This is a genomic window from Catellatospora sp. NPDC049133 (assembly GCF_040648455.1).
In the GTDB taxonomy this organism is placed as follows: Bacteria; Actinomycetota; Actinomycetes; order Mycobacteriales; family Micromonosporaceae; genus Catellatospora; species Catellatospora aurea.
The window spans coordinates 82,412-102,869 of sequence record NZ_JBEZDT010000007.1 but is presented as its reverse complement, the minus strand read 5'-3'; the positions used below and the strand labels follow the sequence as shown (position 1 = coordinate 102,869).

The following is a 20,458-nucleotide window of genomic DNA, read 5'->3' as shown; positions in this document are numbered from 1 at the left end:
CGTTGTGCGGGTGCCCTTCCTTCGGTCTAGGCGAGGGTGAAGCGGACGAGGCGCTTCGTCGGGTCGGCCTGGGTGAGGCGGACGGTGATCTGGTCGCCGGCGGTGAGCTGGCCGTCGCAGCGGGCGCGGACCGCGGGCTCGGTGAGAGCGACCGTGCCGCCGGGCTTGCCGTGGTTGGTGTCGAGCACGGTCGCGGGGAAGGTCTCGCCGATGCGGTCGGCCAGGATGGTCGCCTCGACCAGGTCGATCGCGCCGCGTTCGGCCGCGGAGGAGACGCGGTCGGTGCCGGACATGACGGCGGGCAGCTCGGGCAGGGCCGCGGCGGCCCAGGCGGGCACCTCACGGCCGTCGTGCAGGGCCAGGCACACCTCGGTGACGTACCGGTCGGCCAGGCGGCGCAGCGGAGCCGTGACGTGGGCGTACGCCGCCGCGACGGCGCTGTGCTCCGGCTGCTCCGGCACCTGCCCGGCGAACGGCGTGTACCCGGCTCCGCGCAGCAGCTCCGCGGCCTCGTCGACGAACGCGGCGTCCTTGGGCCGGGCCGGGTCGAGCCCCGCGAGCACCTGGCCCACGGTCATGTCCGCGGGCCAGTCCATGCCCAGGCCCTTCGCCGCGATCCGCAGCCGGGCCACCGCCTCCGGATCCGGAGCGGGCATGGTGCGCAGCAGGCCGATCCGCCCCGCCAGCATGATGTCCGCGGCCGCACGGCCGGTCAGCAGCGAGATCTGGGCGTTCCACTCCTCGGCCGGCAGCGGAGCGCGCAGGCGCAGCTGCCAGCCCGCGCCGTGCGGTTCGATCTCCTGCTCGGGCATGGGCAGGTTGATCGCGCCTCGCTCCAGGCCACGCGTGGTCAGCAGCCGGCCCAGTTCCGGCAGCAGTTCGATCGGCTCGGCGAGCACACCCTTGTCCACATCGGCCTGTACGCCCTCGTAGGCGAGCTTGGCCCGGCTGCGCACCCGCGCCCGCTGCATGTGTACGCCGATCGTGTCGCCGTCGGCGGAGACGTCGATCGTCCACACCACCGCGGCCCGGTCCACGCCGGGCAGCAGGCTGACCGCGCCCTCGCTGAGCACCGGCGGGTGCAGCGGCACCTTGCCGTCGGGCAGGTAGACCGTCTGCCCGCGCCGCCAGGTCTCAGCCTCCAGCGGGCTGTCCTGGGCGACGTAGGACGCGACGTCGGCGATGGCGTAGTGCACCCGGTAGCCGCCGTCGCGGCGGAACAGGCACACGGCCTGGTCCAGGTCGCGCGATCCGGGCGGGTCGATGGTGACGAAGGGCAGGTCGGTGCGGTCGGCGTCGGGCAGCTTCACCTCGGCGGCCGCTGCCTCTGCCTGCGCCTGCGCGGCGGGCGGGAAGCCGTCGGGCAGTTCCAGCTCGCGACGCAGTCCGGTGAAGTCGATGGCCTCGGCGTGCAGTCGGCGGTATGCCATTGGTCATTCTTACCAGGTGTGCGCGCGCCGCGGCCCCGCCCGTACGGGCGGTGCCGGCGACTCGGTGCCATCCGCAGGTCACGCTGTGGATGACACCGATCAGGGCGACGCTGCCCCGCTAACGCATGGCTGTGCGGGCCATCTTCTTCATCGCCGTCTTGCGCATGGTGGCCTTGCGGGCCGGGGCGGTCTTCGCCATCGCCTTGCGGGCGGGCGCGCTCTTGCGGGCGGTGGTCGCCTTCTTCATCGGCGTCACCTTCTTGGCCGCCATGGTCTTCTTCGCCGTGGTGCGGCCGGTGGCGGTCCTGCGTACCCCTGCGGTGATCTTCTTTGCTCCGGTCGTCTTGCGGGCGGCCGTAGTCTTCTTCGCCGCCGCGGTGGTCTTCCGGGCGGTGGTCGTCTTCCGGACCGCAGTGGTGCTCTTGCGCGCCGGCGAGGTCTTCTTCGCGGTCGTGGTCTTGCGGACCGTGGTCGTCTTGCGGGCCGTCGCCTTGCGGGCGGGCGAGGTCTTCTTCGCGACCGTGGTCTTCTTCGCCGCGGTGGTCTTTCTGGCAGGCGACGCCTTCTTGGCGGTCGTCTTGCGGGCCGCGGTGGTCTTCTTCGCGGCGGCCGTCTTCTTCACCGCGGCGGTGATCCTCCGGACGCCGGTGCTCCGCGCCGCCGCCGTGGTCTTCTTGGCGGTCGCCTTCTTCGCGGTGGTCTTGCGCGCGGCAGTGGTCTTCTTCGCGGCCGTCGTCGTCTTCTTGGCGGCGGCGGTCTTCTTGACCGCCGTCGTCTTCTTGACGGCGGCCTTCTTGGCCGGTGACGTCTTCTTCGCCGCGGTGGTCTTCTTCGCGGTGGTCGTCTTGCGGGCCGTGGCGGCCTTCTTCAGCGGCGTCGTCTTCTTGGCGGCGGTCGTCTTCTTCGCCGTCGTGGTCTTCTTCGCGGCCGTCTTCTTGACCGCGGCCGTGACCTTCTTGACGCCGGTGGCGCGGGCGGCCGCCGTGGTCTTGCGCGCGGCCGTGGTCTTCTTCGCGGCGGTGGTCTTCTTCGCCGCCGCGGTGGTCTTCTTGGTGGTGGCCTTCTTGGCCGGGGACGTCTTCTTGGCGGTGGTCTTCTTCGCCGTGGTCGTCTTGCGCGCTGTGGTGGTCTTCTTGGCGGGCGAGGTCTTCCTGGCAGGCGCGGCCTTCTTCGCCGCGGCCGGCCGGCTCGGCGCCTTCTTGGCTACCGCCTTCTTGGCAGCGGCCTTCTTCGCTGGGGCCTTCTTCGCTGCGGCCTTGGCTACGGCCATCGCTTGTCCTCCTCACGGGAACGTCCTGCCGGAATGTCTCCGGCGGAACCGCGAAACAGCGGTGGCCACGGCGCTTCCTCCCGCGCACTGCTGCTCCAGACATCACTGTGCGCCGCAAAAGGCCCATGTGCTGGCGAAATCCGTAAAAAAGTCAAATTGCTATGAGTGCCGATGTCACCGCTCCACAGTGCACGTATCGCGGCATCGGTTGCCCCGCCGCGCTTTGCGGCACGCGGGGCTCAGGTCTGGCGAGGACCCGCCAACCCGGCCAACCGCGCCAGGATCGCCCGTTGCGGCTCGGTCTCCGGCACCGCAAGCCCACGCGCGGCACCGATCGCGGCCATCGCGTCCGCGGCGCTCGCCCCGAGCCGGATCAGCACCCCGCCCGCGATGACGGTGGCCCGGCCGATCCCGCCGAAACAGTGCGCCAGCACGAACCGCCCGGCCGCCACCTCGTCGGCGAGCTGCTCCGTCAGCGCCTGGTACGCGGCGAAGTCCGGCACGCCCAGATCAGGGATGGGGAAGGAGACGAACCGCATCCCGGCCGCACGCACCGCCGCCGCCTCGCCGCGCAGGTCGAGCCGGTCGTATTCGGGGCCGGTCAACGCGGAGACCACGATGTCGACCCCGTGCCGGCGCAGGCGGGCTACCTCGTCGTCCAGCCAGTCGCCGCCCGCCGGACGCGGCATCACCGCAAGCTTGCCCGCAGCGGGCCAGTCGACGACGTGGGGATTGGTGGGCATAGGGCCGCCTCAGCCGACCAGGACCTTCACCACGGCCTCGCCGCCGGCGGCCGCGCGGTGGTAGAACGCGGCGAGGCCCTCGGCGTGCCGGGCCAGACGCCGCGCGAGCAGGTCGTCCCAGGGGCGGGTGGAGTAACCGCGCAGCACCGCGGCCAGTTCGACTTCGCGCCGCGCGATCCACGAGCCGGGCTCGGCCCCGTGCAGGAACTCCGAGACCGCGCGGACCTCGCCGACGGTGAGCACGCCGACCTCGTCGTCGGACGCCCCGGACAGGTCGACCGGATGCCAGGCCCCGCCCGAGACGACCAGCCCGGCCACCGGGTGACCGGGGCCCTGGCTGCCCGCGAAGAGCACCTCCAGCAGCAGGTAGTGCTCGGGGACAGCGCGCAGCGTGCCGTCGGCCACGGCCTGCTCGTACGCCGTGTCGTCGAACACCGGCGAGCGGTCCCACAACCGGCGCGGCGAACCCGCCAGCGCCTCCTCCGGCACCCGCTGCCAGTACATGTCGACGCCGGTCACGGCTCAGGCCTTCGACTTCGCCGGGCTCTGCGGCCGGGCCCCGGCGGGCTTGGCCTTCTCGCCGCCCGCGGCCCACTTGTCCAGGTCGAAGCGGAACCAGCCGCCCTTGACGTCACGCCCGCTGCCCAGCGCCAGCACCGCGCGGATCTTCGCGGTCTGCTTGCCGTACACCTTGAGCAGTTCGGCCACGTCGGTCACCGGGACCGTCCAGGTGGCCGAATGGTGACCCTCCACCTTGTACGGCAGCTCCGGCCCCTTGCGGCTCTGCCCGCCCACCATGTGCCGCCCGCGCAGGCCCTTGACCTCGAACTCGCAGGTCACCACCTGCACCGCGCCGAGTGTCCCGTTCGTCACCGTTGTGGCGATCAGGAACTCCTTGGCGTCACCCGGGCCGAAGTTGTTGATGTGGTACAGCCGCGCGCTCGGGGTCAGCCGGGTGCGCCGGTAACCGGCCAGCGCCACGGCCAGGCTCAGTAGGGCGATCAGGACACCGGCGAGCGCGAGCATCCGTGCGGGGGTATCGGGCACCGGGTGACTATGGCACGAAACTCCCCGGGGGAGGAAGCCGCGCACACCGTGCTGCGGACCGTCGCCGGTTCGTTGGTCAGGCATGAGACTCGACGTGCCGGCATCGAAGCTGCTCCGCGTGCTGCTGTGGAGCGTGGCCGCGATCCACCTGCTCAGCCTCGGGTTCACGATCGTCTACCACGGCTTCGGTGTCTACGACCTCATCCCGTACTGGGGCCGGATCGTCAAGTTCTTCTACGTCGACAAGGAGCAGAACCTGCCCACCTGGTTCTCCAGCGGGCTGCTGTTCCTCGCCGCGCTGCTGCTGTGGCAGCTCGGCGGCGCGGACGCGCGTTTCCGCCGCCACTGGCGCGTGCTCGCGGTCGTCTTCACCGGGCTGTCGCTGGACGAGTTCTCGCAGTTCCACGAGCTGGGGGCCCAGGCCGACGTCCTCGACGCGGGCGAGGCGTCGTACCTGTCCTGGCTGGTGCTCGCCGCGCCCCTGGTGCTCGTGCTCGCCCTGGCGTACCTGCGCTTCCTGCTCGCCCTGCCGCCCCGCGTCCGCTGGCTCATGCTCGGCGCGGCCGCGCTGTTCCTCGGCGGGGCGGCCGGAATCGAGGTGCTGGGCGCCTACACCGGCCGGGAGAACATCGGCTTCACCCCCGGCTGGGCCTCCATGCGCTACGTGCTGGCCGCCTCAGCCGAGGAACTGTGCGAAATGCTCGGCGTGGTCCTCTTTCTGTACGCCACCGCCATGCACCTCCAGAACCTCCTCCCCACCACCCCGACCCCCACCCGCCCCTCCTCCCCCCGCCGCCCGCAGGAAAGGAAGGGCACCTTCACATCGCCATAGGTGGTGGAGGGGCACCTTCTTAACTCATCGCGCGCTGCGGGGCAGGTCAGGGCTGCTCATGCGGTGTTAACAACGTGCGGCCTAATGTTGCGGCCCATGACGCAGGAAGATCGACCGAAGCCGCCCGTACGTGCCAAGGTGCGTCTGGTGCAGGGGGCGATGTGGCTTCTGGCACTGGGTGTCGGCGCGCCGGTGCTGGCCCTCGGCCTGGAACGCAGCGGGGCCGTCTTCGGCAACTGGTGGGACTGGCCGGAACTGTGGGCGCGCGACATGTGGGCGATCGGCGCCGGCCTGGCCGTGTTCCTCGGTGCGACGGCAGTCGGACTCGCGGTCTCGGCCGTTCACCGTCGGTGGGTCGGGGTCGGCACGTTCGGGCCGGTGCTGGCGCTGTCGCTGGTCGCGGTCGGGCTTGCCTACGCGGCGCATCCGGAGCGCTTCGGCGACGTGTGGGCGGAGATCACGAGCGGCCGCCTGCCCGGCTTCTGACGGCGTACAGGGACGGACGAGTCGGCCTGTACGCCGGATTCTGTGCCGCGCTCGCGCGCGGCGGCGGCCATCCATCTAGGCCTGCCGTCGCCGGCAGGCTCGAGCAACCTACCCGCGGACATCGGGCGGGCCACCCTCGAACGTCCGCGCGGCCACCCGCCCGCCGAAGCGGATCGAGCGGCCTCTCTTGGTCTTGCTCCGGGTGGGGTTTACCTAGCCACCCCGGTCACCCGGGGTGCTGGTGAGCTCTTACCTCACCGTTTCACCCTTACCCGCTGCCCCGAGGGGAGCGGGCGGTCTGTTCTCTGTGGCACTGTCCCGCGGGTCGCCCCGGGTTGCCGTTAACAACCACCCTGCCCTGTGGAGTCCGGACGTTCCTCGGCACCGCCGGGCCGGAGCCCGTGGTGACGCGACCGCCCGGCCGACTCGTCCGTCGCGTTGACCATGATACGTCCCGGCAGGCGGGGGATCGTGGGCCGCTGCCGATGATCGCTGTTTCAGGTCGAGAAGTGCGGCCGAACCGCAGATCTCGACCTGACGCAGCGATCATGCCGCCGGACATCGCAGCGCCGCGGGGCGCGCAGGTGGGCTCGGTGGTTAGCCTCCGGGGGTGATGGATCTCGGGGCGTTGCTGGTGCTCGGTGCCGCCGGTGTGGCGGCCGGGAGTGTGAACGCCGTCGCCGGAGGCGGGTCGCTGGTGATGCTGCCGGTGCTGCTCGCGCTGGGGGTGCCGCCGGTCCAGGCCACCGTCACCAACTCGATCTCGGTGACCGGGGGCTACTCCGCCAGCGTGCTGGGCACCTGGCCCGACCTTCGCGGGCAGCGTGCGCGGCTGCGGGTGCTGGCGCCGACGGTGCTGTCCGGCGCGGTCACCGGCTGCGTGCTGCTGCTGCACACGCCGCCGGGCGTGTACGCCAAACTGATGCCGCTGCTGGTGCTGGCGGCGTCCCTGCTGCTGGCGTTTCAGGCACGGGTGAGCCGCCTGGTGGGCGAGCCGCACGCGCAGCCGGTCTGGTTGCGGCTCGTGCTGCTCTTTCTCGTCGGGGTGTACGGCGGTTACTTCAACTCGGTGCTCGGCGTGATCCTGATCGCGGTGCTGAGCCTGGTCGTGGTCGAGTCGCTGAACCGCATCGTGGCGCTGAAGAACCTCCTCCAGCTGGTCGTGGGCGTGGTCGCCACCACGATGTACTCGCTGTTCGGTCCGGTCTACTGGCCCGCGGTGGCGGTGCTGGTGCCGGCGACGCTGCTGGGCGGGTTCGTCGGCGCGCGGACGGGTCGGCGGCTGCCGGCGCGTACGCTGCGGGCGGTCATCGTGGCGTTCGGGGTGACCGTGGCGGGTGTGCTGTTCGTGCGAGCCATGTCATAGCGCTGTGAACGCTCGTTCAATGCGAGGATCAGGCATGGCATTGGACCTGGCTTCCCTTCCCGACGTCAGCGCGTTGACGGTCGGCATCCTCGGCGGCACCGGCGATCAGGGCCGCGGACTGGCATACCGGCTGGCTCTGGCCGGCCAGCGCGTGCTGATCGGCTCGCGCAGCGCGGACCGGGCGGCGGCCTCGGCGGCGGAGCTGGCGGAGCTGTCCGGTGGCAACGTCAGCGGGGGCGACAACGCCGACGTGGCGGGGCGCTCGGATGTGCTGATCGTGGCGGTGCCGTACGCGGGGCACGCCGAGACGCTGGCCGGGCTGGCCGACGCGCTGGTCGGCAAGATCGTGGTGGACTGCGTGAACCCGCTGGGCTTCGACAAGCAGGGGCCGTACCCGCTCAAGGTCGACGAGGGCAGCGCCGCGCAGCAGGCCGCGGCGATCCTGCCGGAGTCGCGGGTGACGGCGGCGTTCCACCACGTCAGCGCTGAGCTGCTGGCGGATCCGGCGGTGACCCGGATGGACCTGGACATCCTGGTGCTCGGCGACGACCGCGAGGCGGTGGCCGTGGTGCAGGCGCTGGCCGTCCGCATCCCCGGCATGCGCGGCATCCATGCGGGCCGCCTGCGCAACGCCGGTCAGGTCGAAGCCCTGACCGCGAACCTGATCGCGATGAACAAGCGCTACAAGGCCCACTCCGGCATCCGCATCACCGACGTCTGACCAGCTCACCGGCAGTTAAGCGTTAGGAAGGGCACCTTCACATCGCTATGCGATGTAGAAGGTGCCCTTCCTTCGAAATCAGAAGGTGTGGTCGGCGGTGGGGAAGGCGCCGTCGTGGACGTCGGCGGCGAATTCGGCGGCGGCGCGGGACAGGACGGCGTGAAGGTCGGCGTACTTCTTGACGAAGCGGGGGGTGGGGCCCGCGGAGGCGGGGCGCAGGCCGGCCATGTCCTGCCAGACGAGGACCTGGGCGTCGGTGTCGGGGCCGGCGCCGATGCCCACGGTGGGTACGCCGATCTCGGCGGTGACCTGCTTGGCGACGTCGCCGGGGACCATCTCCAGGACGACCGCGAACGCGCCCGCCGCGACGACCTCGCGGGCCTGGCGCAGCAGCGTGGCGGCGGCGTCGTCACCGCGGCCCTGGACCCGGTAGCCGCCGAGCTGGTGCTCGGACTGCGGGGTGAAGCCCAGGTGGGCCATGACGGGGATGCCCGCGCCGGTGATCATCTGGATCTGGGCGGGGCGGAAGCCCTCCAGCTTGACCGCGTGGCAGCGGGCTTCCTTCATGAAGCGCACGGCGGTGCGCAGGGCGACCTCGGGGGACTCCTCGTACGTGCCGAACGGCAGGTCGCCGACGATCAGCGCCCGCTTGGTGGCGCCGACCACGGCGCGGACCAGGGGGAGCATCTCCTCGACCGTCACCGGCAGGGTCGACTCGTAGCCGAACACGTTGTTGGCCGCGGAGTCGCCGACGAGCAGCACCGCGATGCCCGCCTCGTCGAAGATCTGGGCGGTGTACTGGTCGTAGGAGGTGAGCATGGCCCATTTCTCACCGCGCTCCTTGGCCAGCTGCAGGTGGCGGGTGCGCACCCGCGAGCCAGCCGGCCCGCCGTAGAGGGAGGGCACACTGTCGGACATCGCTGTCTCCTCTCGCCTCGAGGCCGCGTTCACGGTCCCCGGGTCTCCAGGAGAATGTTTCCACCTGTTGAACACCCGATGTCAGGGTTCAGTGCAGTAATTCACTGGGGGACAGTGTTCAGCTTTCGCGCCAACGGTTGGTGATGGGCAGGCGGCGGTCGCGGCCGAACGCCTTGAACGAGATCTTGGTGCCGGGCGCGGACTGGCGGCGCTTGTACTCCGCGCCGTCGACCAGGCGCAGGATGCGGTCCACCAGGGCCGGGTCGTGGCCGTCGGCGACCAGCTCGTCGCGGCCCTGGTCGCCGTCGACATAGCCGGCCAGGATCGCGTCCAGCTGGTCGTACGGCGGCAGCGAGTCGGTGTCCAGCTGCCCCGGGCGCAGCTCGGCGCTCGGCGGCTTGGTGATGGAGCTTTCCGGGATGACCTCGCCGACCGTGTTACGCCAGTGCGCGAGCTTCCACACCAGCGTCTTCGGCACGTCCTTGAGCGGGTTGAACGCGCCCACCGAGTCGCCGTACAGGGTCGAGTAGCCCACGGCCAGCTCGCTCTTGTTGCCGGTGGTGAGCACCAGGTGGCCTTCCTGGTTGGAGAGCGCCATCAGGATCACCGCTCGCACCCGGGCCTGGAGGTTCTCCACGGCCAGGCCGGACAGGTTCAGGTTGGACAGGAACGAGTCCACCATGTGCTCGATCGGTTCGATGCGGTAGTCCAGGCCGGTCAGCCGGGCCAGCTCGGCGGCGTCGTCGCGGGAGTGCTGCGAGGAGTGGCCGCTGGGCATCGAGACGCCGACGACGTGCTCGGCGCCGAGTGCGTCCACCGCGATCGCGGCGACGACCGACGAGTCGATACCGCCGGACAGACCCAGCAGCACGGACTTCGCGCCGTTCTTGCGTACGTAGTCGCGCAGGCCGAGCACCAGGGCGTTCCACACCTCGGCCTCGTCGCTGAGGCGGTCGGCGATCCCGGCGTCGGCGGCCGGGCCTGCGGGCTGGGCCCAGGAGGTGGTCAGCGGGACCCGGGCGACACGCATGGCGCCCAGGTGCCCGGCGGGCGCGTCCGGGTCGGCCTCGGGCAGGTGCAGGTCGTGCACGAGCAGCTGCTGGTGGAACTGCGGCCCCCGGGCGAGCAGCGTGCCGTCGGCGGCCACGAGCAGCGAGTCGCCGTCGAAGGTCAGCTCGTCCTGGCCGCCGATCATGTTGACGTACGCCACGGTCGCCCCGGCCTCGGCGGCCCGCCGCCGCACCAGCGGCAGCCGCAGGTCGTCCTTGTTCAGCTCGTACGGCGAGCCGTTGATGTTGATGACGAGCCCCACCCGGGCCGACGCCGCCACCGCGAACGGGCCGCCCGCCTGCCAGATGTCCTCGCAGATGGTCAGCGCCAGGTCGGCCTGGCTGCCATCGGCCCACTGCGCCCGCACCACGGTCAGCGTGTCGCCGGGCACGAAGTAGCGGTCCTCGTCGAACACGCCGTAGTTGGGCAGGTGGTGCTTGTCGTAGCGGGCGGCGACCACACCGCGGTGGAGCAGTGCCAGCGAGTCGCGGGGGCCGACCGCGGAGGTGGAGTCCGCGCCGAGCCGCGCCGGGCCGTCCGCGTCGAGGTAGCCCACGATGACGGCCAGTTCGCCCAGCCCGTCGCCGGCCAGGTCCTCGGCCAGCTTCACCAGCGCCTGCTGGGACGCCTCGACGAAGGACTGCCGGAACACCAGGTCCTCGACCGGGTATCCGGTCAGCATCATCTCGGGGAAGGCGACCAGGTGCGCGCCGGCCTCGGCGGCCCGCGCGGACCACTCGCGGACGATGGCGGCGTTGCCGGCGAGGTCGCCGACCGTCGGGTTCACCTGGGCGAGTGCGAGACGCAGCGTGGCGGTCATGCCCTCATCTTCCCGCACACCCCACCCGCCGCGCGTTTCCCACCAGGCGTGTGCCCTGCCACAGTCCCCTCCGCCGCCCGCGCCCGGCGGCCCGCGCCCAAGGTCATCCGACTTGCCAGGCACCTGTGCGTATCTTGAGGCCGCTTTCGCCCACTTGCCGGGCAAGTCGAACGATCATGGGCGGGGTGGCGGGGCGCGGGACCCCGTTCGCCCACTTGCCGGGCAGGTCGGGCGATCAAGTGGAGGTGCGGACGCGCGCGCGGCGGTCGAGGAGGTGGTTGGCGGCGTGGTGGGTGAGGTTGGTGACCAGGATGGCGGGGGCGACCACGGCGACCACGCCGGCGAACTGGGTCTCCAGGCGCAGCGCGAGGATGATCGCGGTGATGCCGTTCTGCTGGGCGAAGGCCAGGTGCAGCCGGTCGGCGGCGGGCATGTTCCGGGTGAGCAGCCACCCGACCAGGATCTGCGCGGCGAACGCGGCCAGGCCGAGGGTCACCCCCCGCGGCAGCGCGATCCCGCCGATGAGCAGCAGTCCGAGCAGCATCGTGGCGGCGTACAACGCGCCCTGGGTGATCCGGGGCAGCAGCCGCTCCAGCCAGGCCGGGCGCAGGAACAGGCCGATCAGCGCCAGACCGAGCATCCAGAACTGCCACACGGCGACGGCGACCGCGACGGCGAGCAGGATGTCCGCCCACCGGGGCCGATTACGGACGCCGTGACGCCACAGCAGCCACACCACCGCCGCGAAGGCGAGATTCAAGCCCAGATCCGCGGCGTACGCGAGCAGCCCGTCCGCGACGTGCACGCCCTGCTCGCCCCGGCCGCTAAGGCCGAGCGCGCCGGTGGTGACGGCGGCCGCGTAGACGGTCAGCACCACCGTGATCGGGTCGTCGAACGAGGACCACGCGGCCAGCACGGTGCGGGCCCGGGGCGAGAGCCGGTCGTCGCCGAGCAGCGCCGCGACAGACAACGGGTCGATCTGCGCCACCACGATGCCCAGCAGCAGGAACAGCGGGTCCTGCCAGGCCAGCGCGAGGGATCCGCCGATGACGGCCGCCTTGACCACGACGCCGACGGTCACCGCGGCGACGATGAGCCGCCGGTCCTGCCGGGCCGCCGCGAGGTCGATGCCGTAGGTGCTGCCGTACAGGCCGATCGCCAGCAGGGCGGCGGTGGCGAGCAGGTAGGGCGTGGTGTCGGTGGCGTCGGCGATCCGGACGCCGGTGACGGCGGCCGTGCCGAGGCCGATCAGGACGGCCAGGGCGAGCCAGGCCAGGCGGCGCACCGCGTACCCCCTAGGTGTTCTGCTGGGTGATGGGCAGGCGGCCGGAGCGCCGCCGCAGCTCCACGGAGAGCTTCTCGAGGGCGTCGTCGGCGGTGTGGATCTGGGCCTGGTCCAGGGTGACCCCGATGACGTGCACGGCCGGATTGCTATTGATCATGTAGTAGTAGATCGCGCCCTGCTCGACGTCGAACACCATGCGGATCAGCGGCCCGGTCTCCAGCACGCTGAACCGCCCGTCCATCTCCGCCATCAGGTCGATGAGCTGCGGCCCGTGCTCGTGGTACTTCTCCCGCCGCTGCGCCTGGGTGGACTCCACCGGCTGGAAGTCCTCCAGGCGGTCGAACACGTCGATCGCGAAGACCTGGTGGCGTCCCTCGTAGTAGGCGACGTAGTGCAACTGCTCCAGGCTCAGCGCGGCCCGGCAGGCGTCGAAGTACTTGGTGTGCTTCGCGGCGTCGTAGCGGCCCTGGGCGCGGACGAAGGAGACCGTCTCGATCGGCAGCGGCTCGCGCGGCGCGGGGATCACCGCCGCCTCGGCCACCGGGGCCTCGACCCGGAAGTAGAACCAGCCCATCGCGAACACCGACAGGCCCAGGATCAGGGTGACCATGCCGACGACGCCCTCGATCGGGTCGCCGCGCAGCCACTCGGGCCGGGCCGCCTGCAGGAAGCCCTGGGTCGCGGTGGCGAACCCGGCGACGATGAGGAAACCGGCCCGCGCCCGCTGGAACACGATGCGGCCGACCTGCGAGGCGTACAGGATCGCCGCGCCGACGCCCAGCACCATCGCCGTGATGGCGGTGCGCAGGTAGTCGAAATCCTCGTTGTTCAGCACCGCGAGCAGGATCTCGCCGAGCAGCGGGATCGCGAACGAACCGGCCAGGATGCCGGCGAAACGCTCCGCCCAGACGGCTCTCGGCTGCGCGGTGGCGTTGTCGGACGGGGGCATGGACACACCTTGAGGGAGGGGTGGGGGCCGGTCAGGCCGCGATTCCCGCCATCCTAAACGGACGCCTCAACGATGATCAATGTCCGGGGTCAGCCCCGCGGGGTCGGCTGCGCCCCGCCGAGGGTGATGGGCAGCAGCTTCTTCGCCGCCTGCTCCAGCAGCCCGGTGAACCGGCCGAGGTCGGCGACCGCGCCCTGCCGCTCGCCGGAGTCCATCTCACGCAGCATCGACAGCAGCCCGCCGACCCGGCCCAGCGCCAGATAGCCGGTCATGGTCCGCTCCTTGCCGGTGAGCGTGAAGCGCAGCGCGTACGCGTCGCCCTCCAGCTTCAGCAGGTCCGCCGGGAGCCGGTCGCGCGGCACGTCCTCGACACGCACCCGGACGGCCGTGCCGTCGTCGAGCACCGCGTTGAAGTCCCGGCAGCGCTGGCCCATCCGGCGCAGCTCGTTCAGGGTGCCGAGCGCGCCGTCGCCGGAGAAGGTGCTCAGCACCTGGGTGATCAGCGTCGGCCCGCGGTGCCCGGAGACCGCCTGGGCGGTGGGCTGCAGGCGGGCCTTCGGGTGCGTGGTCGCCACAGTCGCCGCGGCGGTGCGGATCAGCTCGTCGGGCGCGCCCAGCAGGGCAGCGCAGCGCTCCGGGCGGGGCGTGCGCACCTTGGGCGACGGGCTGGGCTGCTGCGGGGCGTAGCTGGCCGGCAGGTCGACCTCGGCCAGCAGCGCCGCCTGCAGCTCCGGCTGCGTCGCGGTGAGCGGCAGCGTCTTGCGGGTCGTCTCGGTCGCCTGGGCCTGCTGCTGGCGGTGCGTCGCGCCGAGCACCCCGGCCAGGGTGAGCGCGCCGATCAGCAGCCCACCCAGGGCGATACCGCCCGCGATGGTGCGGTGGCGCACCGGGAAGAGGGAGTCCAGGCGGTTCATGGGCGCTCCTTGCGCATCGAGGGGAGCTCCGTGTCACTGACCGTCTCAACGGGGTGAAGGGCGTCGAAGTTGCGGCATCCCCGTGCTCCGGCGTACAGCTGAAGGATGGCGTAACGTGCGCGTAATGAGGCCGGGCCAGACTGGCCGGAGATCTCGTCTAGGAAGGCTTGCCGTGGATCGTCAGCAGGAGTTCGTGCTGCGTACGCTTGAGGAGCGCGACATCCGCTTCGTGCGCCTCTGGTTCACCGACGTGCTCGGCACCCTGAAGTCGGTCAGTGTCGCCCCGGCGGAGCTGGAGGCGGCCTTCGAGGAGGGCATCGGCTTCGACGGATCGGCCATCGAGGGCTTCGCCCGGGTGTACGAGTCCGACATGATCGCCATGCCGGACCCGACGACGTTCCAGGTCTTCCCGTTCGAGGGCGGCGGCTCCGGCGAGAGCGCCCGCATGTTCTGCGACATCCTCATGCCCGACGGCACCCCGAGCTGGGCCGACCCGCGCCACGTGCTGCGCCGGGCGCTGTCGAAGGCGGCCGACAAGGGCTTCACCTTCTACACCCACCCCGAGGTCGAGTTCTTCCTGCTCGCCGACGCGCCCGCGGACGGCGGCGTGCCGACCCCGGTCGACTCCGGCGGCTACTTCGACCACACCACGCACGCCATCGCGCGCGACTTCCGCCGCCAGGCCGTGCTCGCGCTGGAGCGCATCGGCATCTCCGTCGAGTTCAGCCACCACGAGGTCGCCCCCGGTCAGCAGGAGATCGACCTGCGGTACGCGGACGCGCTGACCACCGCCGACAACATCATGACGTTCCGGCACGTGATGCGGGAGGTGGCGCTGTCGCACGGGGTGCGGGCCACTTTCATGCCCAAGCCGTTCACCGACCAGCCCGGCAGCGGCATGCACACGCACCTGTCGCTGTTCGAGGGCGAGCGCAACGCCTTCCACGACCCGGCCGACCCGCACAAGCTGTCCAAGACCGCCAAGGCGTTCATCGCGGGCGTGCTCACCCACGCGCGGGAGTTCACCGCGGTCACCAACCAGTGGGTGAACTCGTACAAGCGGCTGTTCCCGCAGATGATCCCGGACCGGATCAGCGAGGCCCCGGCGTACGTCTGCTGGGGTCACCTGAACCGCTCCGCCCTGGTCCGCGTCCCCGCGTACGGCAAGCCGAACTCGGCCCGGGTCGAGGTCCGCTCGCTGGACTCGGCCACCAACCCCTATCTGGCCTTCGCGGTGCTGCTCGGGGCCGGCATGAAGGGCATCGAGGAGGGCTACGAGCTGCCCCCGGGCGCCGAGGACGACGTCTGGGCGCTGTCGAACGCCGAGCGCCGCGCGATGGGCTACTCGGCCCTGCCGGAGAACCTGTCCGAGGCGATCGACGTGATGGCCGGCTCGGAACTGGTCGCCGACGTGCTCGGCGAGCACGTGTTCGACTTCTTCCTGCGCAACAAGCGCGCCGAGTGGGAGGAGTACCGGCGCGAGGTGACTCCGTACGAGCGGATCAAATACCTGGGTGCGCTCTAGCAGCCCAGGTATCGGCGGCTCAGCCTCGGTGCGCGGTAAGTAACCTGGTCAGACCCGTGCGGACGCCCCTGTTGCGGGCGTCCGCTAGCCTCCCGAGCGACATTCGGATGCAGTGGAGGCGTACATGGTGCAGGACCTGGTCACAGGTGCGTGGCAGAGCGTGGTGTTCGGGGTGGCCGGGATCTGCCTGATGGCGGTCGGCTTCGTGGTGGTGGACCTGCTGACGCCGGGCCGCCTGCGGGAGCTGATCTGGCACCAGCGCAGCAGCAACGCCGCGCTCCTGCTGGCCGCGAACCAGCTCGGCATCGCGCTGATCGTGTTCACCGCGATCTTCACCAGCTACGAGGACTTCGGCAAGGGCCTGGCCTCCACGGTGATCTTCGGCCTGCTCGGCATCGGCCTGATGGCGCTGGCGTTCATGGCACTGGACTGGCTGACCCCGGGCCGCCTGGGCGAGATGATCGCCGAGATCGAGCCGCACCCCGCCGCGAAGGTCACCGCGGCCACCCACTTCGGCGCGGCCCTCATCGTCTGCGCCTGCATCGCCTGACGCAGCCGCACCAACGCGCCCCGATCACCGCCGAGCCGTCCTGGCCGGCGGTGATCGCCGTTTGCGGTCAGAACCTGGGGTTGAACCGCAGATCTTGAGCCGAAACAGCGATCATCGGCCGCGAGCCGGGTCAGGCTGCGGCGAGGAGGTGGTCGCAGGCGGTGATCAGGGCGGCGCGGAGGGGGGCGGCGCGGTCGGCGAAGGAGCGCTGGGTGGCGGCGTACTCGGCGCGGCCGTCGGGGGTCTCGACACGGACCGGGGGAAAGCCGAGGTCGGCGAGGTCGTACGGGCTGGCGCGCATGTCGAGTTCGCGGATCTCGCGGGACAGGGCGAAGCAGGCCGTGACGAGTTCGCTGGGGACCAGCGGGGACAGCTTGTAGGCCCACTTGTAGAGGTCCATGTTCGCGTGCAGGCAGCCGGGCTGTTCGAGGGCGGGCTGCAGCTCGCGGGTGGGCTGGTGCACGTTGAGGGGCCGCGCGGGCGCGGTGAAGAAGCGGAACGCGTCGAAGTGGCTGCAGCGTACGCCGCGGTCTTCGACGACCTCGGCCGTCGCGGCGGGGGACAGCCGCAGCGGCCAGGAGTTGTGCCGGACCTCCTGCTGGGTCTGGCGGTAGACCATGGCCCACTCGTGCATGCCGAAGCAGCCCAGCTGGGCGGGCCGGGACGCGGTCGCGGTGAGCAGGTCGCGGATCCAGCGCACCGAGTCGGCCCGCTTGGCCAGCAGCGCGGGGTCCAGCAGAACACCGCCGTCGACGGAGAGGTAGTCGCGCTCGGCGACGCCGTCGCGCAGCAGCACGCCGTGGCCGGGGTGCCAGCGGCGCAGCTGCGCCGGACGGTGCGAGTAGTACGTGAACAGGAAGTCGTGCACCGGGTGCTTCACCCCGTCGCGGCGGCGGGCCAGGTGCTGGGCCAGCCAGCCGTCCACCAGCTCCTCGTGCGCCTGCCGGCGGGCACGCCAGACACCGGGGTTCAGCGCGTCGACAGCGGAAGGGGCGGTTTTCACCAGGCCAGGGTACCGAGTGACGGGCACTAGGTAGCGACACCAACTAGCTCGCTGTGCTACCGTCTCGCGCCATGGAGCTGGAGCGGCGCAGTCAATGGCTGCGGGGAGTGCTCGACCTGTGCGTACTCGGCGTGCTCGCCCACCGCGAGTCCTACGGCTACGAGCTGATCCAGTCGCTGCACGTGGCGGGGCTGGACGGCATCCAGGGCGGCACCCTCTACCCGGTGCTGCTGCGGTTGCAGCGCGGCGGCCAGGTCGCCGCGCACTGGCGCGAGGGCGGGTCCGGCCCGGCCCGCAAGTACTACCGGATCACCCCGGAGGGCGCCGAGACGCTGCGGCGGTCCGCGGCCGACTGGGAGGCCTTCGCGGGCGGGGTGAGCGCGATTCTGCGAGAGGTGGCGGCACGGTGAGACACGACACCTGGCTCGATGCCCTCGCCGGCGAGCTGCGCCGGCACGGGGTGGCCGCGGAGACGGCGGGCAACGTGCTCGCCGAGACCGCCGCCCACCTGTGGGAGAGCGGGGACGACCCGCTGCGGGCGTTCGGCCCGCCCCAGGCGTACGCGGCGACGGTCGCCGACAGCGTGCGCCTGGAGCCGCCGCCGCGGCGCGCGCCCGGCGGGCCGGTGCGGCTGGAGGTCCTCGGCATCACCAAGCGGTACGGCCGCCGGACCGTGCTGCGCGAGGTGAACCTGACGGTACGCGCGGGCGAGGTCGCCGCCGTGGTCGGCGCGAACGGCTCCGGCAAGAGCACGTTCCTGGGCATCTGCGCGGGCCTGGTCAGCCCGGACCGGGGCGAGGTGCGGGTGCACGGCGCGCTCGGCTACTGCCCGCAGGGTGGCGGCACCAGCGACTTCCTCGTGCCCGACGAGCACTTCCTGCTGGTCGGCGCGGGCCGCGGCATGTCGCGGGCGGGCGCCCGGGACAGCGGCCGGGCGGGCGCGGCGGCGCTGGACTGGGATCCGCGCGGCGGCACGCAGGCCCGTCACCTGTCCGGCGGCACCCGGCAGAAACTCAACCTGGTCATGGCCGGGCTCGGCGACCCCGACGTGCTCCTGCTGGACGAGCCGTACCAGGGCTTCGACCAGGGCTCTTATCTGGACTTCTGGCAGCAGGTGCGCCGCTGGCGCGACGTCGGCAAGGCGATCGTGGTGGTGACCCACCTGCTCAACACCCGTGACGGCGTGGACATCGTGCTGGACCTGACGCCGAGGAGTGAGGTGCGGGCATGAGGAAGACCCTGGTCGTGGCCGAGATGGCGCTGCGGGAGATCGCGCGCCGCCGGGGTGTGCTGGCCATTCTGCTGATCTTCCCGTTGGCGTTCTACCTGAGCCGGCGCGACTCCCACGCGGGGCAGTCGATCCGGTTCGTGTGCCTCGGGATCGGCTGGGCGATGAGCACCGCGGCGCTGTTCGCGGGCAGCGCGGCGCGCGCCGTCGAGCCCCGGCTGCGGCTGTCCGGATACCGGAGCGGCCACCTGTACCTGGGCCGGCTGGCCGCGCTGTGGACGGTCGGCCTGCTGCTGTCGGCGCCCTACTACGTGCTGATCCGCATCGACCAGGAGCACATCAGGTACGGCGCGATCGGGCTCATCATGCTGCTGACCGTGGCGGTCGCCGCACCGTTCGGGCTCGCCCTCAGCGCCGCCCTGCCGCGGGAGCTGGAGGGCATGCTGGTGCTGCTCATCGTCGTGGGACTGCAGATGATGATGGACCCGGCCTCATCCGCCTCACGGCTGCTGCCGTTCTGGTTCAGCCGCGAGATCGGCACCTATGCCGTGGACCACACCGACGGCGGTTACCTGACCCGGGGCGTGATCCACGCGATGGTGTGCCTGGCGGCGCTGCTGGCGGTGGTCGCGGTCGCGTCGGGATACCGGCTGCGACAGCGGTCACACCTGCGGTTCGTCGCCCGGCGCTGAGCCGGTCGCGGGTGGAGCGAGCGGGGTCACACCAGGCCTACGGCGTAAGTTGAAGCTGGACATCGACAAGAGATCTTCAGCTGGGGGCTGTGGTGCGCATCGCTCGCTTCGTTCATCCGGGTGGTATGTCGTTCGGCGTGGTGGAGGGGGATCCGGAGGCCGGGGCCCAGGCGCTGACGGTACGCGCGATCAACGGCCACCCCTTCGGTGAGCTGGATCTCACCGAGCAGCGCTTCGCGCTGGCCGACGTACGCCTGCTCTCCCCGATCCTGCCCAGCAAGGTGATCGGGGTGGGGCGCAACTACGCCGACCACGCCGCCGAGCACGGCGCGGAGGTGCCCAAGGAGCCGCTGCTGTTCCTCAAGCCGTCCACATCGGTGATCGGGCCGCACGACATCATCCGGCTGCCCGAGCAGTCGCACCAGGTCGAGCACGAGGCCGAGCTGGCCGTGGTGATCGGCGCCACGGGCGCGCGCCGGGTGGACCGGGCCGGTGCCGAGAAGGCGATCTTCGGGTACACCATCGCCAACGACGTCACCGCGCGCGACCTGCAGAAGAGCGACGGCCAGTGGACCCGGGCCAAGGGGTTCGACTCGTTCTGCCCGCTGGGACCGTGGATCGACACCGCCGTCGACGTCACCGACGCCGAGGTCCGCTGCGAGGTCAACGAGGAGGTGCGCCAGCTCGGCCGCACCTCGCAGATGGTCTTCGACGTGCCCACGCTGGTGTCGTACGTGTCCCACGTGATGACGCTGCTGCCCGGCGACGTCATCCTCACCGGCACCCCGGCGGGGGTGTCGCCGCTGGCCGCGAAGGACGTGGTGAGCGTGCGCATCCAGGGGCTGGGGGAGCTGCGCAACCCGGTCGCCGCGCGGTAGGGGATACCGATTTGGCGCTGCCGGGGAGGTCAGGTAAAGTTCTGTCCCGGCAGCGGCAACGGTGCCAATGGGGTATGGGGTAATTGGCAGCCCAACTGATTCTGGTTCAGTTAGTCTAGGTTCGAGTCCTGGTACCCCAGCAACCAAGCAAGATCGGGTTAAGCCCGATTCGCGCGAGGCTGCTGGACCTGCTAAAGTTCAGCGGGCCGCCGAGCTGAGAAGTCAGCTAGGCGGTCGAAAAATGAATAAGGTGTTCTCCGGAACATCGACCTGGCCCCGTCGTCTAGCGGCCTAGGACGCCGCCCTCTCAAGGCGGTAGCGAGGGTTCGAATCCCTTCGGGGCTACCAGGTTTCCAGAAGCTCACGAGCATTGCTCGTGAGCTTCTGCCGTTGTGCGCAGGAGTGGGGGGCTGCGGCGATGGCGCAGCCCCGCTATCGTCCGCGTCCATGACCCTCTGGATCGTCGGTGGCGTGGTGCTCGGTCTCATCCTGGTGTTGGCGGTCGTCGCCGACCGCCGTGGCAAACGGCACGGACACATCAACCCGCCACGCGACTACTACGACGGCAACCCGATGATCCACGTCGCGCGCGAGGTGGGCACCCCGACCTCGACCGGCGGCGCGATGGGCGCCGGGAACTAGTCGTCGGCACGGGTGTCGCGGCCGCGCGATCGCCGACACGATGTCGTCGGCCTTGACCCCGATGGACTGCTCGTCCTCGGTGGACAGGAAGACCTTCTTGGTGGCGTTC

Annotated in this window: 22 protein-coding genes, 2 tRNA genes and 1 other RNA gene; 13 read left to right on the top strand and 12 right to left on the bottom strand. The window is 71.2% G+C overall.

What is annotated here, in order from left to right; translation table 11 throughout:
• Positions 1-26: 26 nt before the first annotated feature.
• The 5 genes from AB0B35_RS09940 to AB0B35_RS09920 form a co-directional block, all read right to left on the bottom strand.
• A complete protein-coding gene (locus AB0B35_RS09940; RefSeq protein WP_361043041.1) occupies positions 27-1,430 on the bottom strand; it encodes an RNB domain-containing ribonuclease in 1,404 nt (467 codons plus the stop codon).
• A gap of 118 nt (positions 1,431-1,548) precedes the next feature.
• Positions 1,549-2,700: a hypothetical protein gene (locus AB0B35_RS09935; RefSeq protein WP_361043039.1), complete on the bottom strand. Its 1,152-nt coding sequence runs from the start codon at positions 2,698-2,700 to the stop codon at positions 1,549-1,551.
• A 239-nt stretch (positions 2,701-2,939) separates the two neighbouring features.
• Complete coding sequence (locus AB0B35_RS09930) at positions 2,940-3,443, bottom strand: tyrosine protein phosphatase (RefSeq protein ID WP_361043037.1); 504 nt, start codon at positions 3,441-3,443, stop codon at positions 2,940-2,942.
• 9 nt (positions 3,444-3,452) lie between these two features.
• Complete coding sequence (locus tag AB0B35_RS09925; protein ID WP_361043035.1) at positions 3,453-3,962, bottom strand: hypothetical protein; 510 nt, start codon at positions 3,960-3,962, stop codon at positions 3,453-3,455.
• 3 nt (positions 3,963-3,965) lie between these two features.
• The gene (locus AB0B35_RS09920; protein WP_361043032.1) at positions 3,966-4,490 is read right to left on the bottom strand and encodes a hypothetical protein; all 525 of its coding nucleotides are present in this window, start codon (positions 4,488-4,490) and stop codon (positions 3,966-3,968) included.
• A gap of 82 nt (positions 4,491-4,572) precedes the next feature.
• Between AB0B35_RS09920 and AB0B35_RS09915 the strand changes: the two genes are divergently transcribed.
• Both AB0B35_RS09915 and AB0B35_RS09910 read left to right on the top strand, forming a co-directional pair.
• On the top strand, positions 4,573-5,322 hold the full coding sequence (locus tag AB0B35_RS09915) for a hypothetical protein (RefSeq protein ID WP_361043029.1): 750 nt from the start codon (positions 4,573-4,575) through the stop codon (positions 5,320-5,322).
• A 159-nt stretch (positions 5,323-5,481) separates the two neighbouring features.
• Positions 5,482-5,808: a hypothetical protein gene (locus AB0B35_RS09910; RefSeq protein WP_361043025.1), complete on the top strand. Its 327-nt coding sequence runs from the start codon at positions 5,482-5,484 to the stop codon at positions 5,806-5,808.
• Between the two features lie 13 nt (positions 5,809-5,821).
• On the opposite strand, the gene rnpB is transcribed toward AB0B35_RS09910, so the two are convergent.
• Positions 5,822-6,237: RNase P RNA component class A (gene rnpB / locus AB0B35_RS09905), an RNA gene on the bottom strand.
• Between the two features lie 184 nt (positions 6,238-6,421).
• Between rnpB and AB0B35_RS09900 the strand changes: the two genes are divergently transcribed.
• Positions 6,422-7,174 carry a sulfite exporter TauE/SafE family protein gene (locus tag AB0B35_RS09900; protein ID WP_361043371.1) on the top strand — a complete coding sequence of 251 codons (753 nt, stop codon included), beginning with the start codon at positions 6,422-6,424 and terminating at the stop codon, positions 7,172-7,174.
• 34 nt (positions 7,175-7,208) lie between these two features.
• Positions 7,209-7,895, top strand: coding sequence for an NADPH-dependent F420 reductase (gene npdG, locus AB0B35_RS09895; RefSeq protein WP_361043023.1), 687 nt, complete (start codon positions 7,209-7,211; stop codon positions 7,893-7,895).
• A gap of 78 nt (positions 7,896-7,973) precedes the next feature.
• On the opposite strand, the gene panB is transcribed toward npdG, so the two are convergent.
• The 5 genes from panB to AB0B35_RS09870 all read right to left on the bottom strand — a co-directional run bounded on the left by panB (position 7,974) and on the right by AB0B35_RS09870 (position 13,831).
• On the bottom strand, positions 7,974-8,813 hold the full coding sequence (gene panB, locus AB0B35_RS09890; RefSeq protein ID WP_361043020.1) for a 3-methyl-2-oxobutanoate hydroxymethyltransferase: 840 nt from the start codon (positions 8,811-8,813) through the stop codon (positions 7,974-7,976).
• Between the two features lie 118 nt (positions 8,814-8,931).
• On the bottom strand, positions 8,932-10,683 hold the full coding sequence (locus tag AB0B35_RS09885; RefSeq protein ID WP_361043017.1) for an NAD+ synthase: 1,752 nt from the start codon (positions 10,681-10,683) through the stop codon (positions 8,932-8,934).
• Between the two features lie 235 nt (positions 10,684-10,918).
• Positions 10,919-11,968 carry a hypothetical protein gene (locus AB0B35_RS09880; protein WP_361043015.1) on the bottom strand — a complete coding sequence of 350 codons (1,050 nt, stop codon included), beginning with the start codon at positions 11,966-11,968 and terminating at the stop codon, positions 10,919-10,921.
• A 10-nt stretch (positions 11,969-11,978) separates the two neighbouring features.
• Positions 11,979-12,917, bottom strand: a complete 939-nt coding sequence (locus AB0B35_RS09875; RefSeq protein WP_361043012.1) for a hypothetical protein — start codon at positions 12,915-12,917, stop codon at positions 11,979-11,981.
• 89 nt (positions 12,918-13,006) lie between these two features.
• Complete coding sequence (locus tag AB0B35_RS09870; protein WP_361043010.1) at positions 13,007-13,831, bottom strand: hypothetical protein; 825 nt, start codon at positions 13,829-13,831, stop codon at positions 13,007-13,009.
• Positions 13,832-14,003: 172 nt separating this feature from the next.
• Here AB0B35_RS09870 and AB0B35_RS09865 point away from each other — a divergent pair, with 172 nt between their 5' ends.
• Entirely contained in the window at positions 14,004-15,356 is a 1,353-nt protein-coding gene (locus AB0B35_RS09865; RefSeq protein ID WP_360520558.1) for a glutamine synthetase family protein, read from the top strand.
• A gap of 124 nt (positions 15,357-15,480) precedes the next feature.
• Positions 15,481-15,906, top strand: coding sequence for a DUF350 domain-containing protein (locus tag AB0B35_RS09860; protein ID WP_203699177.1), 426 nt, complete (start codon positions 15,481-15,483; stop codon positions 15,904-15,906).
• A 130-nt stretch (positions 15,907-16,036) separates the two neighbouring features.
• On the opposite strand, the gene AB0B35_RS09855 is transcribed toward AB0B35_RS09860, so the two are convergent.
• On the bottom strand, positions 16,037-16,909 hold the full coding sequence (locus tag AB0B35_RS09855; RefSeq protein WP_361043008.1) for a 3-methyladenine DNA glycosylase: 873 nt from the start codon (positions 16,907-16,909) through the stop codon (positions 16,037-16,039).
• Between the two features lie 71 nt (positions 16,910-16,980).
• On the opposite strand from AB0B35_RS09855, the gene AB0B35_RS09850 reads away from it, so the two are divergent.
• The 7 genes from AB0B35_RS09850 to AB0B35_RS09820 all read left to right on the top strand — a co-directional run bounded on the left by AB0B35_RS09850 (position 16,981) and on the right by AB0B35_RS09820 (position 20,349).
• Positions 16,981-17,319 carry a PadR family transcriptional regulator gene (locus AB0B35_RS09850; RefSeq protein WP_361043006.1) on the top strand — a complete coding sequence of 113 codons (339 nt, stop codon included), beginning with the start codon at positions 16,981-16,983 and terminating at the stop codon, positions 17,317-17,319.
• Complete coding sequence (locus AB0B35_RS09845; protein ID WP_361043004.1) at positions 17,316-18,140, top strand: ATP-binding cassette domain-containing protein; 825 nt, start codon at positions 17,316-17,318, stop codon at positions 18,138-18,140. The genes AB0B35_RS09850 and AB0B35_RS09845 overlap by 4 nt, the downstream gene beginning before the upstream one ends.
• Positions 18,137-18,829 carry a hypothetical protein gene (locus AB0B35_RS09840; RefSeq protein ID WP_361043001.1) on the top strand — a complete coding sequence of 231 codons (693 nt, stop codon included), beginning with the start codon at positions 18,137-18,139 and terminating at the stop codon, positions 18,827-18,829. The genes AB0B35_RS09845 and AB0B35_RS09840 overlap by 4 nt, the downstream gene beginning before the upstream one ends.
• Positions 18,830-18,921: 92 nt before the next feature.
• Positions 18,922-19,707, top strand: a complete 786-nt coding sequence (locus tag AB0B35_RS09835; protein ID WP_360521702.1) for a fumarylacetoacetate hydrolase family protein — start codon at positions 18,922-18,924, stop codon at positions 19,705-19,707.
• A 68-nt stretch (positions 19,708-19,775) separates the two neighbouring features.
• Positions 19,776-19,847: transfer RNA gene (locus AB0B35_RS09830), tRNA-Gln, on the top strand.
• 132 nt (positions 19,848-19,979) lie between these two features.
• Positions 19,980-20,055, top strand: a tRNA-Glu gene (locus tag AB0B35_RS09825).
• 99 nt (positions 20,056-20,154) lie between these two features.
• Positions 20,155-20,349 carry a hypothetical protein gene (locus AB0B35_RS09820; protein WP_360520542.1) on the top strand — a complete coding sequence of 65 codons (195 nt, stop codon included), beginning with the start codon at positions 20,155-20,157 and terminating at the stop codon, positions 20,347-20,349.
• Positions 20,350-20,458 lie beyond the last annotated feature (109 nt).

Bases quoted from the DNA above. Each gene is read 5' to 3' on its own strand.
- AB0B35_RS09935 (WP_361043039.1), bottom strand. From the start codon at position 2,700: ATGGCCGTAGCCAAGGCCGCAGCGAAGAAGGCCCCAGCGAAGAAGGCC.
- AB0B35_RS09900 (WP_361043371.1), top strand. From the start codon at position 6,422: ATGGATCTCGGGGCGTTGCTGGTGCTCGGTGCCGCCGGTGTGGCGGCC.
- AB0B35_RS09930 (WP_361043037.1), bottom strand. From the start codon at position 3,443: ATGCCCACCAATCCCCACGTCGTCGACTGGCCCGCTGCGGGCAAGCTT.
- panB (WP_361043020.1), bottom strand. From the start codon at position 8,813: ATGTCCGACAGTGTGCCCTCCCTCTACGGCGGGCCGGCTGGCTCGCGG.
- npdG (WP_361043023.1), top strand. From the start codon at position 7,209: ATGGCATTGGACCTGGCTTCCCTTCCCGACGTCAGCGCGTTGACGGTC.
- AB0B35_RS09870 (WP_361043010.1), bottom strand. From the start codon at position 13,831: ATGAACCGCCTGGACTCCCTCTTCCCGGTGCGCCACCGCACCATCGCG.
- AB0B35_RS09885 (WP_361043017.1), bottom strand. From the start codon at position 10,683: ATGACCGCCACGCTGCGTCTCGCACTCGCCCAGGTGAACCCGACGGTC.
- AB0B35_RS09860 (WP_203699177.1), top strand. From the start codon at position 15,481: ATGGTGCAGGACCTGGTCACAGGTGCGTGGCAGAGCGTGGTGTTCGGG.
- AB0B35_RS09850 (WP_361043006.1), top strand. From the start codon at position 16,981: ATGGAGCTGGAGCGGCGCAGTCAATGGCTGCGGGGAGTGCTCGACCTG.
- AB0B35_RS09910 (WP_361043025.1), top strand. From the start codon at position 5,482: ATGTGGCTTCTGGCACTGGGTGTCGGCGCGCCGGTGCTGGCCCTCGGC.
- AB0B35_RS09820 (WP_360520542.1), top strand. From the start codon at position 20,155: ATGACCCTCTGGATCGTCGGTGGCGTGGTGCTCGGTCTCATCCTGGTG.
- AB0B35_RS09915 (WP_361043029.1), top strand. From the start codon at position 4,573: ATGAGACTCGACGTGCCGGCATCGAAGCTGCTCCGCGTGCTGCTGTGG.
- AB0B35_RS09875 (WP_361043012.1), bottom strand. From the start codon at position 12,917: ATGCCCCCGTCCGACAACGCCACCGCGCAGCCGAGAGCCGTCTGGGCG.
- AB0B35_RS09840 (WP_361043001.1), top strand. From the start codon at position 18,137: ATGAGGAAGACCCTGGTCGTGGCCGAGATGGCGCTGCGGGAGATCGCG.
- AB0B35_RS09940 (WP_361043041.1), bottom strand. From the start codon at position 1,430: ATGGCATACCGCCGACTGCACGCCGAGGCCATCGACTTCACCGGACTG.